Origin of the sequence: Ancylothrix sp. D3o, from assembly GCF_025370775.1 — a bacterium.
Classification (GTDB): domain Bacteria; phylum Cyanobacteriota; class Cyanobacteriia; order Cyanobacteriales; family Oscillatoriaceae; genus Ancylothrix.
Genome location: NZ_JAMXEX010000003.1, coordinates 271,086 through 283,354 on the forward strand (window position 1 = coordinate 271,086; position 12,269 = coordinate 283,354).

9 protein-coding genes are annotated in these 12,269 nt (G+C 44.3%); 4 read left to right on the forward strand and 5 right to left on the reverse strand.

All coding sequences use genetic code 11. The features are described 5' to 3' along the window. Positions 1-75 precede the first annotated feature (75 nt). Positions 76-1,182, reverse strand: a complete 1,107-nt coding sequence (cax, locus tag NG798_RS08525; RefSeq protein WP_261221920.1) for a calcium/proton exchanger — start codon at positions 1,180-1,182, stop codon at positions 76-78. Positions 1,183-1,832: 650 nt separating this feature from the next. Here cax and NG798_RS08530 point away from each other — a divergent pair. Next, a complete protein-coding gene (locus NG798_RS08530; protein ID WP_261221922.1) occupies positions 1,833-4,535 on the forward strand; it encodes a DUF3536 domain-containing protein in 2,703 nt (900 codons plus the stop codon). A 47-nt stretch (positions 4,536-4,582) separates the two neighbouring features. On the opposite strand, the gene NG798_RS08535 is transcribed toward NG798_RS08530, so the two are convergent. Continuing rightward, a complete protein-coding gene (locus tag NG798_RS08535; protein WP_261221924.1) occupies positions 4,583-5,863 on the reverse strand; it encodes an ABC transporter substrate-binding protein in 1,281 nt (426 codons plus the stop codon). Positions 5,864-5,971: 108 nt separating this feature from the next. Between NG798_RS08535 and NG798_RS08540 the strand changes: the two genes are divergently transcribed. The 3 genes from NG798_RS08540 to NG798_RS08550 all read left to right on the forward strand — a co-directional run bounded on the left by NG798_RS08540 (position 5,972) and on the right by NG798_RS08550 (position 9,566). After that, positions 5,972-7,621, forward strand: coding sequence for an alpha/beta hydrolase (locus NG798_RS08540; RefSeq protein ID WP_261221926.1), 1,650 nt, complete (start codon positions 5,972-5,974; stop codon positions 7,619-7,621). A gap of 56 nt (positions 7,622-7,677) precedes the next feature. Continuing rightward, positions 7,678-8,601, forward strand: coding sequence for a pentapeptide repeat-containing protein (locus NG798_RS08545; RefSeq protein WP_261221928.1), 924 nt, complete (start codon positions 7,678-7,680; stop codon positions 8,599-8,601). A 68-nt stretch (positions 8,602-8,669) separates the two neighbouring features. After that, complete coding sequence (locus NG798_RS08550; protein ID WP_261221929.1) at positions 8,670-9,566, forward strand: tetratricopeptide repeat protein; 897 nt, start codon at positions 8,670-8,672, stop codon at positions 9,564-9,566. 33 nt (positions 9,567-9,599) lie between these two features. Here NG798_RS08550 and NG798_RS08555 read toward each other — a convergent pair whose 3' ends face one another. The 3 genes from NG798_RS08555 to NG798_RS08565 all read right to left on the reverse strand — a co-directional run bounded on the left by NG798_RS08555 (position 9,600) and on the right by NG798_RS08565 (position 12,268). After that, a complete protein-coding gene (locus NG798_RS08555; RefSeq protein WP_261221931.1) occupies positions 9,600-9,833 on the reverse strand; it encodes a hypothetical protein in 234 nt (77 codons plus the stop codon). A gap of 106 nt (positions 9,834-9,939) precedes the next feature. Continuing rightward, the gene (locus NG798_RS08560; protein WP_261221932.1) at positions 9,940-11,451 is read right to left on the reverse strand and encodes an Ig-like domain-containing protein; all 1,512 of its coding nucleotides are present in this window, start codon (positions 11,449-11,451) and stop codon (positions 9,940-9,942) included. Between the two features lie 22 nt (positions 11,452-11,473). Then, complete coding sequence (locus NG798_RS08565) at positions 11,474-12,268, reverse strand: TIGR03943 family putative permease subunit (protein WP_261221934.1); 795 nt, start codon at positions 12,266-12,268, stop codon at positions 11,474-11,476. Between the last annotated feature and the right edge of the window lies 1 nt (position 12,269).

The window sequence follows — 12,269 nt, forward strand, 5'->3', positions numbered from 1 at the left end:
CTTGGGGAGTTTTTGCCAGACTTAAAAAAAGTTTGGCAAAAATTTTCCCCCACCCTACTTTATTTAACTTTCGCCTTAAATGACGGGATGGAAATAGAAAGCCAGTCCTAAAACCGCATAGGCTGCTAATAATAAGGTTCCTTCTAACCAGTCTGACCGGCCATCGGAACTCACAGAATTGGCAATGAATACAGCAACGGTGACGGCGACTAATTCAAAGGGATTAAAGTCAAGCGTCATTGGCTGCCCAAATATCCAACCGGCTAAAACCAAAACTGGCGCAACAAATAAGGCAATTTGTAAACTTGACCCGACTGCGACGGAAACGGAAAGATCCATTTTATTTTTCATCGCAACGGTGACGGCGGTGGCGTGTTCGGCAGCATTACCAATGATGGGTACTACAATTACGCCGGTGAAGAGTGCGGTTAGTCCGAGACTAGCGGTTGCTTCTTCTAAAGATGCCACCAATAATTCTGATTCAATGGCAACCAGAATCGTTGCGCCAAGCAAAACTCCTATCCACAGCGGCAAATTTACTTTGTCTTCTTTGGTATCTGGGGCTAAGTTGACCTCGCTTAAATCGGACGGGTCCATTTCTGCTAAACCTACATCATAGAGATAGGTGTGTGTTTTCATGGAAAACAAGAGCGTTAAGCCATACACCAGAATTAACACGACTGCGACGGCAATTGAAAGTCTCTGAAGTGTTATTTCATCAATGCCAGGAGAGGTGACATCCATTGCGGTTGGCAGTAACATGGCAATGACTGCCAAGTTCATTGAGGAAGCGTTGGTGCGGGCGACAATTGGTTGAAAGGTTTGTTCTTTGAAGCGTAAGCCGCCGAGCAGCATGGATAGCCCCATGACAAGCAGTAAGTTTCCCATGATTGAGCCGGTGATGCTGGCTTTGACGACATCTAAAAGGCCGGCTTTGAGGGCGACTATGCCAATTATCAGTTCTGTGGCGTTGCCAAAGGTGGCGTTTAGTAATCCTCCCAAGGAGGGGCCAAGCACAACGGCTATTTCTTCGGTGGCGGTTCCCATCCAGGCTGCTAGGGGGATGATGGCTATGGCCGAGGTTACAAAGAGGGTGGTTGATCCCCAATGCAGAAAGTGGCCTGCAATGGATATGGGGATGAATACTAAGAGCAGTGATAGTAAGTTGTTGGTGTTCAGCATTGATTTTTTAAAAGCGATTGGCTGTGGCGGGATCTCCTAAATTCCACATCCGACTCTAGGATAGTTCATTGTTTATCATTGATTGTTGATTTTGTTTAATTTATTGACAAAAATATAAGTTTGTGATAATAAATAGATTTTTTTCGGTGAAGCCAATGGTGATCTTTTGGTATCCCTGCTGAGTTGAAGGCTTTGGCGCTATCTACGCGCTGCTTGGGTCAAATTTTTGGGGGGAAATTTGAGTTAAGAATGGCAGTAATCTCATGCTATGGGTAGAAATTTCGTGGCCGCAGTAATGCAGAAATAGCATTCTTTGGGTTGTTTTTTTTCATAGAGGCTAGGAGAAAAAAGTATAAAATTTTAGGGTTTCAAGGCTAGTTATTTGCTGCTTAAGTGCTGTATTTTTCAATCGGGGCAAGGGATGTAGACGATTGCAGGGTTCTCCAAAAGCCTCGATGATTCCCTAGACAACGATTAGCGTCAGAAAATTATTCTTTTTTAACAAAACCAACGTTTCAATATAGCGGTGGTAAAATTGAAACGTGCAGCATCAAGCAAAGTTTGGGTTAAGAGAGGAACAACCCAAAAAGAAGCTGTGATTGACAAAAGTTGTGTAAAGACTTGTTTCGTTTCATTACAGGTAAAAACGAATGACATCTATTTATGAAGTTTCGTCGAATGGACGAACGGCAATTTCTACGGAATTGGTAACGGAAAAAGAACAAATAAACGAAAATAGCCGCGCAACAAATGGCGAAATTGAGCAACTGGTAACAGTCGGGGAAACCAAAAGCCAACTACGTCCGGTGGCGAAGGGGGTCTATATTACTATTCACGGACATTTTTACCAGCCGCCCCGCGAAAATCCTTACCTAGACGCGATTGAGCGCCAACCGAGCGCGACACCTTTTCACGATTGGAATGAACGCATCCTCCATGAATGTTATCGCCCAAATGCTTTTGCTCGGATTTTAAATGACCGGGGGGAAGTGGTAGGGATTGTGAATAATTATGAATACTTAAGTTTTAACATTGGCCCTACTTTGATGACGTGGTTAGAACGCCATGATCCAGAAGTTTATGGCCGAATATTAGAGGCAGATCGCAAAAGTGCGGAGCGTTTAAACGGTCACGGAAATGCTATCGCCCAGGTGTACAATCACATTATTATGCCTTTGGCAAATAAGCGAGATAAAGCTACGCAAATTCGCTGGGGTAAAGAAGATTTCCGCGCCCGATTTGGCCGTGATCCAGAGGGAATGTGGCTTGCAGAAACGGCGGTGGATTATCCAACGTTGGAAGTTTTGATTGAGGAAGGAATTAAGTTTATTGTGTTAGCGCCTTCGCAAGCGCAGCGGTGCCGGTTGATCCCTACCCCAGAAATCGTTGATCCCGAATGGCATGAAGTGGGAGGGGCACAAATTGATCCAACTCGTCCTTATCGTTGTTATTTAAATAAAACTGCGGCGAAAGTTGGGGAAAAAGTAGCATTTTCTCAAAAGAAAGAAGAGCGTTATATTGATATCTTTTTCTATGACGGGCCGATTTCGCGGGATATGGGTTTTAATGATGTGCTGAGTTCTGCGGGTCATTTGGCCGGCCGGTTGGGTTTGGCAATTCATGGCGATCACCGGCCTAGTCAATTAATCTCTGTGGCGACGGATGGGGAAACTTTTGGTCATCACAAATATGGCACAGAAAAATGTCTGGCTTATGTGTTTACGGAAGAGTTTGCAAAGCGCGATTGGACGGTGACTAATTATGCTCATTATTTGAGTTTAAATGCGCCGACTTGGGAGGTAGAATTAAAGCCTGTGACGGCTTGGAGTTGCTCTCATGGGGTGGATCGTTGGCAAGAGGATTGCGGTTGCGGTGGTGGCGGCGGTTGGCATCAAAAATGGCGCCGGCCTCTGCGGGATGCTTTGAATTGGCTGCGGGATGAATTAATCGAAGTTTATGAGGAACAGGGACGCCGGTTTTTCCGTGATGTTTGGGCAGCGAGAGATGGTTATATCGGCGTTATTCAAGATAGGAACCAAGAAAATATTGCCCGTTTTTTGGCAAATTATGGTTGCCGAGAATTGACACCGGCAGAAACTACAGATGCGCTGAGATTGTTGGAAATGCAGCGTTTGGCGTTGTTGATGTTTACAAGTTGCGGTTGGTTTTTTGAGGAGTTGTCTCGCCCGGAAGGGGTGCAAATTTTACGCTATGCGGCGCGGGCAATTGAATTAGCGGCGGATGTGGCCGGTGTGCAGCTTGAAAATCATTTTGTGGAGTTGTTGGCAAAGGCTCCTAGTAATGTTGAATTGTTCAAAGATGGTGCTCAGGTTTACCGGCATCAGGTGTTAACTTCGCAAATTTCTCTGCAACAAGTGGCGGCGCATTATGCGATAAGTGGGTTATTTACAACTTATCCAAAACATGAGCGCGTTTATTGCTATTCGGCAGATTTAAAAGATTACCATTTGCAGCGAATGGGCCCGCTGACTTTGGCTGCCGGTCAGTTGCAATTGTGTTCAGAAATTACTCTCGAAAGTACGGAGTTTGTGTTTGCGGTGCTGCATTTAGGCGGTTGGGATTTTCATTGCTGTATTCAACCGTTTACGGGCCGGCGTTCTTATGTGCAGATGAAAGAGCATCTTTTTGACGCTATCAAAGAGGCTTCGGCGGCGGGTGCAATTTTGGCGATGAATGAGCATTTTGATGGGAAGTATTTCAGTTTACGCGATTTATTTGCGGAAGAACGCCACCGGATTATGCGTTTGTTGAGTCAGGAAACGCTGCTGCGTTTAGATCAGCTTTATTCCCAGGTTTACCGCGATAATTATGGCGTGATGATGGGTTTCCACCGCGATGAGTTGGCGGTTCCCCAAGAGTTGCAGGTGGCGGCGGAGATTGCTTTGGCTCATCGCTGTTTGACGGAGGCTAAGGAGCTTTATCACGAATTGTGCGATTTGTCAAGTGATAGTGCTTATTTGGGGTTGGGTCATTTGACGGAGTTGGAGGCGATAGCAAAAGAGGCAAATCATTTGCGGTGCTCTTTGAATATTCCTGAAGTGAAACAAACTTTGGAACAGTTAATTTTGCGGTCTTTGTGGCATTTGTTGCAGGGTGTTGATCCGCAGACGGCGGCGATGCAAATTGAGCGGATTGAGCGGATGATTGCGTTGGGTAATTTATTACATTTAGATGTTTCGCTTGAGCGGGCGCAAGAGGTTTACTATTTCTGGTTGCATAGTCATTTGCGCGATGCTGAGGTGCCAGAAGGGGCTTTTTGTCCGGCTTGGGATAGCCATCAATTACGCCGGCTTTTTCAGTTGGGTGAACTGTTAAAAGTTGATGTTGGCTAAGGGAAACCAACACCGCCGGTTAAAGTTCGCGTCGGAAGCCACCGGTTTTAATCGGTGGCTAAGTTTAAGTTAAGACGGGTTTGAGCACTTTCTAAAGCTTGTTTAGGCTCTTTTCCTAATAAAGATGCTTCAATTGCCCGCCCCAAAGTATCAGAAATTCGCGCATATCCGGTACGAATAGGCCGAGAACGGGCATATTTCATTTGCTCAATAAATACTTTTAGACTGGGTTGTTTGCTGATGAATTCTTGATAGTTTTGGCTTTGTCTGGCTTTCAAATTTACTGGCAGGTAGCCCGTGCCTAATGCAAATTGAGTTTGAAAGTCTATCCCTATTACATATTCTAAAAACTTTAAGGCGGCTTGCTCACGTTCAGGCGTGGTTTTCATTACAAATAAATTTTCGCCGCCGATAACAGTTGCCGGCTTTTTGGCTACCGGCAAAGGTAAGACATCAAAATCGATTTTTGTTTGGGCTAAATATCCTAATGTCCAAGGGCCGGTGAGTTGCATGGCAACTTTTCCGTTAATAAAATTATCTTGTTCGTAGCCGCGTTCCGGGGCTGATAAAATGGCAGATCCATCTTTTAATAAATCTGTCCAAAATTCTAAGGCAGAAACGGCTCCTTCATTGGCTAAATTGATGTTTTTACCTTGGATTAATTCGCCACCGGCACTGTACATAAATGGCAACCAATTAAACACTGTCCATTCTCCTTTTCCCAAGGATAACAAAATGCCATGTTGATCGGGCCGGCCATCGCCATTAGTGTCTTTTGTGAGTTGTTTGGCTGCTTGTCTGACTTCTTCCCAGGTTTGCGGTAATTTGGTGAGACCGGCTTCTTTAAATAAACTAGGCCGGTAAAATAAAGCCAGATTATTTGTTCCCATTGGTACTGACCAAATATGACCATCTAAAGTCATACTTTCCAATAATGCTGGGTCAATATCGGCTTTTTGCGGCAAAGCATTAAACCAATCTTCTAAAGGTTTTATTGCACCTAATTCTGCAAGTTGGCCGGTGAAAAAAGGGCCAAACCAAAGAATATCCGGCGAGGAGTTACCTACAACAGCGGTTAAAATTTTCGGTAATTGTTGATCGGCTTGCCCGACATACAAAGATTCTACCTGAATATCTGGGTGAGTTTCGTTAAAAGAACGCACCAAATTATCAAAAATATCGCGGTTGGGTGGTGGGTTGATTCCTTGCCATAAAGTTAGCTGTATGACTTTTTGCGAGTTGAGAGTTGATGCTTGACATCCTGCCAAACTCAATAAAAATATCCCCAGAAACATTGCCCAAAACCACCGCTGAAACCGTTCCACCATTGCCCTCACCAAAAAATTATCTTTGTATTTTAACTGATTGTTTTTTTTTGATATTGTATAAACAAGGCAGGGTTCGTTTCAAATGCCTCAGAAAAATTAGACAAAATTATGAAACAACAATTCAAATGGCCCTTAAAATTGCTCGGTTTCGTGACAGCCACCGCTATCACCGGCCTTACCAACTTAACAAACACCGCTGAAGCCGCGCAAACCTTAGTTGTCCGCAAAAGTATATTTTCCGAATCGATTGATGTTGCTGACTTGCGAAAAATTGCCGAAACCGGCACGGTGCCTTCCAATTTGCAAGGGTATGCCAAACGCCTCTCTACGGAACAACGCACCGCAATTTTAGCAGCTTTGAGAGCGAAAGTTCCTTTGGGAGTGGTTGCAATTAGCCGGCTTTTAAATACTCGCATTGGCAGTACAATTTTAGCCGATATTGCCAGCGTCACCGACCGGCCCGCAGCGAGTGCCGGTGTCCAAGCTTTGCGAGCAGCGATGGTACTTGGCTCCAATGCGCCAGGGGGACTTTCGATTGTCAGTTTTATCGAAAATTATCCATCTGAGCGTTTAGTAATTGACTTGGATCGCACTTTTGAAGTTATGGGAAGCCTAAATACTGGCTTTTGGCAAACCCAACAATTTATGAGTGCTATTTCTCCCCAACTTGCCCCGCAACAAGTGTCTTTAAATTTACCGTTTAACGCGGCGGAAATGGGCAAAAATAGCGCCAAAGTCATAAATTTAAGTTTAAATGATTCGGCAAGAAATCGGGCGATTCCTGTTGATATTTATTGGTCGGAAGGGGCTACTATAGATAAGCCGGTGATTGTATTTTCGCATGGCATGGCTTCGGTGAAAACTGATATGAAGTATTTAGCAGAACATTTAGCCTCGCATGGCTTTATTGTCGCTGCTTTGGAACATCCGGGGAGTAATGAAACTCATGTAAATGCGGCTTTGGCTGGTGGGCCTTTGATTGAGCCGCAGGAATTTTTAAACCGGCCTAAAGATGTCAGTTTTGTTTTAGATGAATTGGCGAAGCTTAACCAAACCAGCGGCCCGCTTCAAGGAAAAATAGCAACGGATAATAGTTTGGTGGTTGGCTATTCTCTGGGGGGAAGCACTGCTTTATCTTTAGCCGGTGCCGAGTTGCAATTAGAGAATTTAAGAAAGAGTTGTCAAAGCAATTTAGTTGCATTTAGCTTTGGGGAAACCTTGCAGTGTATCGCTGGTTTCTTGCCAGAAAACACCTATAAACTCGGCGATCCGCGCATTAAAAGAGCAGTGGCGCTTAATCCTACCACTTCTTTATTGTTTGGAGAAACGGGGATGAGTAAAGTTGAAGTGCCGGTTTTAATGTTGGCCGGTTCGGCGGATAAAACAACGCCGGCATTTCGTGAGCAAATTGTGCCGTTTTCTAAATTACCGACTCCAAAATTGTTAGTGGGGATTGGAGGGGGAACGCATTTGAGTGTTAAAGATCCGAGTAAAACGATGGATCAGGCCGGTCAACCAAGTACGCTTTTTAGTGGCGATGAAGTGGTGGGAGAGCAAGCGGTAGATATTCGCAATTATACGAAAGCGATTGTTTTGGCGTTTGCCGGTCAAATGACAGCGGATGCAGAACGGTATAATATTTTTCTAAGTTCTGAATATGCACAATCTGCGTCAACGCAAAATTTTCCAATTCGGTTAATAGATGATATTCCTCCTCAAGCTGTGCCGATAGTGGAAAGTTTTATGAAAAATCCGTGAAGAGATTTAAAAAATGCCAGGGCGAGGCTGATTCAGATTAGACTAAACTGTGAAGTTTGAATGAAGTTGAATTGAAAATGGGAAACTTTTTGCTGGGTTGGTTATTGCGGTTTGGGAAATCAATTTTGCTATCGCTGCTGGCGTTTTTTGCGGTTTTGGGTTTAAGTGTGGTTGCACAAACGCCCGGAATCAATCAATTAGCGGCGACTCGCAACTGTCCGGGGTGTGATTTGCGGGGGGCTAATCTTTCGGCTATATCTCTGGCGGGTGCGAATTTGGCGGCTGCTGATTTGAGAGGGGCCGATCTGAGCCAGTCAGATTTGCGAGGGCTTTTGCTGGGAAATGCTGATCTCAGAAGCGCTACTTTGGTTAACAGTGACCTCAGTGGCGCTAACTTGATCGGTGCGAATCTGGGTAGCGCCGATCTCGGCGGTGTGAATTTGAAAGAAGCTAATTTGACTCGCGCTAATCTTTTGGGTGCTAATTTAATTTTGATTCAGTTGGGCGGTGCGTCTTTGGTGGAAACCAATCTCAGCGGTGCAGATTTGCGGGATATTTATTTAGAAAATACTAATCTGCGCGGTGTTTATTTGCCTAACGCTAATTTGATGAATGCTGACATGGTGGGGGCTAATTTGCGAAGTGCGGATCTCAGCAGTGCAAATGCTCAAAGTGCGAATTTAAAAGATGCTAATTTGCGAGAAAGTAATCTGCGGGGAGCAAACCTCAGCCGTAGTAGCTTGCGAGGGGCCGATCTTAGCCAAGCGAATTTGCAAGGGGCTGATCTTGGGCAAGCGGATTTGGAAGCGGCGGCTTTGGAAGGGGCAAATCTTAAAGGAGTTAATCTGGAAAGAGCAAATTTGATAGGGGCGCGGTTTGTGAAGGCAAATTTAGAAGGTGCAAACCTCAAGGATGCGATTTTAACGGATGCGGATTTTTGCGATGCGATTTTGCCCGATGGTAAGGAAAATGATTGTTAAACTCCTTTGCTGATAGTTGAAAAAAAGATTGTTAGAATTTGGGGATAATTTAACTGCTAAATACTGCTATGAAGCGGACTTTAACGAGCATCTGCATTTCGATTACTACGGTATTCTCTTCTGTTCCATTGCCGGTTTTTTCTCAAACTGAGACACCGGCACCAATGCCTGAGCAACAAGCGCCAATGCCTGAGCAACAAGCGCCAATGCCTGAGCAACCGGCCCCAACGGCTGCGCCAGAAACTTCTCCAGCACAAGGTCAAGATATACAATATTGGCTAAATCGAGGTCAATATTTTACTGACCAAAAACAATATGAAGATGCGTTAATTGCTTACGACCAAGCAATCAATCTCAAGCAAGATTTGGCAGAAGCTTTGGCAGGCAAAGGGGTGGTGTTGGGAGCGCTAGGCCGGCATGAGGACGCTTTAAGTGTTCTTCAAAAGGCGAGCGAACTTAAACAAAATTATTCGGCTGCTTTGTTTCATCAAGGCATGGTTTTGAGGGCGCTTTCTCGAAATGAAGAAGCAAATCAAGCGTTTGATAAAGCTATTGAAATGAATGGCGACTGGGGAACTCAAAGCCAGGCTGTTGCTTGGAGTTATAAGGGATCAAATTTGTGGCAACTTGGCAGAAAAGAAGAGGCAATTGCTGCTTTTGATAAGGCGGTTAGTATTAATGCCGATTATGCGCTGGCTTGGTACAATCGGGGCACGGCTTTGTTGCAATTGGGTCAATATCAAAATGCGATAGATTCTTATGATAAAGCACTGCAAAGTAAGGGGATGTGGGGTGCAGAAACCGGCCCGGCGAGTGCTTGGTATAATCGCGGTTTGGCTTTGGAACAATTAGGCCGGTTTGATGAGGCAATAGAGTCTTATGACAGGGCTTTGAGGATTACTCCAAATCATTTAAAAGCACGGCAACAATTGGCAAATTTACGCCGCCGGATCGAACAGCGTTAAGGTTTCTGGTGGGGGTTCTGATCTGCCGGCCCCCTATCGGGAATTATCATAAATAGAACTGGGTGAAGATGGGGTTTTAATTGGGGCCGGTTTGTCTAAAATGGTTGTTTGAAGAATTAAGCCAAAAATTGCCGCCAATACAAACCATATCGGTGCGGGAATATTGAGCCGATCAATGTTTTTTTCGCGGCGACATTTAAGACAAACGTAGCGGTTAGGGTTTTCTGCATCTTGCACCCAAGGACACAAAACACAATTTTTATCCATACAAAACCATCCAAGCTTAAAGAATCTGACATTTTTTGTGAATGCCTTTAGTTTTCTATTGGGGAAGCTTTGATGGTTTTATGCAGGTTTTCCAAAAGAATGTTTCTTAGGGCAACCAGCGGGGACGCAGCCCTGTAAAGGGTAATTCTTCAGGTTTGAGGGCTTTTTGACCTTCGCTATCTTCAGGGAGCAATGGCAACAACATCAAGTTACTTGTAATAATGGTTTCACCGGAATTTGTACGCGGGCCTTCCGCTATTTGGTTTTGCCGATCTGTGACGACTAAATCAAATAACAGGGCTAAACCATCCGCTGATAAACTTACGTCAACTTCTCGCTGTTTTGGAAGGCTAACTAAGGCTTGGGGAATGGCATTGCTTTTTAATTCTACTTTGGCAAGATAAGGCTCTTCTCGGTAGTCTTGGCCGTTGGTTAATAGTTGGGTTAACAAACAATAAAGGTTTTTATTGTTGGGGGCAAATTGAGCGCTGATAATTGAGCCGGTGGTGCGAAAAACTTCAATTTGGTTTCCTTGATTTGTTGCCCAAAACAGTGAGCGCGTATAATCATCATTAAACTTTACCATTGCTGCGCTTGCTCCATCATGGGAAAAGTTCAACAACCGGCCAAATTTGGGTAAAAAATCCAAGGGTTTTGTATCGGTTTTTGCAGCATCTAGGGGTAAAATTGCGACGCCTTGACCTTGGGTAATGGCAATTGATTGATTATCTGGGTGAATTAAAAATTCTCCGCCTTGGATGTTCATTGGTTTTGGGGGTGCGGGTGGTTGAATCATCCATAAACCAAAATCACGCCCCGGACTTTTTTGGTTGACTCGCATCGCCACTATGGTTTTGCCGTCAGGTGATAATTCAAATTTGAGGTTTTGGTAGTCTTTATTATCTAAAATTAAGTCAAGTTTTCCTGGTTGTTCGATTTTGGGTTCAACTTCGCCTGGCGATGTGGGGTGAATGCCGGTGGTGACGGTATAAATTTTGGCATTTAGGGCACTTTGATCTCCTTGGGAAATATCTCTTGCAGAAAATAAAATTCGAGAGCCATCAGGAAAGGGAATAAAATCAATAACACCTAAATCTGGCGGTGTCAAGATTATCGGTTCTTGTTGTTGTGTTAGATTAACTAACATCAATTTTTCGGCTTCTTTGCCTTCAATTCCTAAATAAACAAAAGCGCGATCTCGACTGCGAAAAGTGCCGGAAAATGGGGCGATTCTTGCTTGATTTTCTGCATTTTTATGGAGCCGGTCTTTGGCGTTTTCTAATTTTACTTCGTAGCTGGTTCCATAGGGGGCCGGTTGTTCTAAGGTGTAAGCCATTTTGCGACCGGCCCAACTGATTTTTCCGGGTAAAGGCGGCTCAATTCGCAAGTTTTCTTCGACGCTGGGGCGATCCATTGGCCGGTTAAATGTGAGGGTAAATGACCTTTCTTGCCCTCCTATTTGTTTATTTTCCCAGCTAAAATCTCGCACTCTGGGAACGGTTTGGTCGCCTTGTAGCAATAACAGTGCTATTAAGATGCCCAGCACTAACATTACCGCCAGGGCTGCACGATCAAGGGGTTGTAGAAATTCTTTAAATTTGATGGGTGAGCTAGACATTGGCTTCACGATTTTTTAGGGTTTAATAGTCGTAAGGGTTTTTGGGTTTGGGAATATTTGTAAGCGTCTGCGCCTCAATAGTTAGCTGACGTTTATTGCCTAAATTAGTGGTGATCATTTCACCTTCAATTTCTAACCAAGTGTCGGAGGGATAGGCGCTGCGATTTTGGGCTAATTTCACCGGCAACCCGACAGGATAAGCATCCGCTGCACAACAAGTCAAAATAAACCGAGCAATAATAATGTATTCCTCGCTATAATTTGGCGGATGAATCACAAAACCCTGCACTTTTACCTTTTGGCCGGTATAGGCATCCGGTTCGGGATAAACGTTTAAAGTCCTCACCCAATCAATAATCGAACGGTCTTCTGGGCGGGTATTTGAGCGAAAAGATTGGGGTTGGGAACGAGTTAAACTAACAAAGTCTGTGATGCCTCGATCTAAAGCGGTTTGGCTGGAAAAAACTTGTGGTTCGATGGCTAAACCTAGCAAAGCGGTGATTAATAATAAACTGCTGCCAATTCCGGGGGGAAATACGCTTAAATGTTGAACGTTTGGGGCGGGCAAATTTGACGGTTTTTTCTTTAATTGGCTGAGAAGTTCGACTGTTTTAAAGACACTGAGGGCGAGTAAGCCAAACCCTCCGGCAATAACTAGCCAAAAGAAATCAGGGTGAATGAGTAGATAAAGTTTGCCGGTGAGCCAATATTTTATCATCAAAATTCCCCAGGTTCCTATGGCTAAAACATCTAGCCAAGGTAGTAAAAAGGTGGGGATTTTTTTGGGAGACTTGTTGTTTGCAGAAATAGAAGTCATG

What these genes read in the sequence shown, in the direction of transcription:
- cax (WP_261221920.1), bottom strand. Translation starts at nt 1,182, where the DNA reads ATGCTGAACACCAACAACTTACTATCACTGCTCTTAGTATTCATCCCC.
- NG798_RS08530 (WP_261221922.1), top strand. Translation starts at nt 1,833, where the DNA reads ATGACATCTATTTATGAAGTTTCGTCGAATGGACGAACGGCAATTTCT.
- NG798_RS08535 (WP_261221924.1), bottom strand. Translation starts at nt 5,863, where the DNA reads ATGGTGGAACGGTTTCAGCGGTGGTTTTGGGCAATGTTTCTGGGGATA.
- NG798_RS08540 (WP_261221926.1), top strand. Translation starts at nt 5,972, where the DNA reads ATGAAACAACAATTCAAATGGCCCTTAAAATTGCTCGGTTTCGTGACA.
- NG798_RS08550 (WP_261221929.1), top strand. Translation starts at nt 8,670, where the DNA reads ATGAAGCGGACTTTAACGAGCATCTGCATTTCGATTACTACGGTATTC.
- NG798_RS08555 (WP_261221931.1), bottom strand. Translation starts at nt 9,833, where the DNA reads ATGGATAAAAATTGTGTTTTGTGTCCTTGGGTGCAAGATGCAGAAAAC.
- NG798_RS08560 (WP_261221932.1), bottom strand. Translation starts at nt 11,451, where the DNA reads ATGTCTAGCTCACCCATCAAATTTAAAGAATTTCTACAACCCCTTGAT.
- NG798_RS08565 (WP_261221934.1), bottom strand. Translation starts at nt 12,268, where the DNA reads ATGACTTCTATTTCTGCAAACAACAAGTCTCCCAAAAAAATCCCCACC.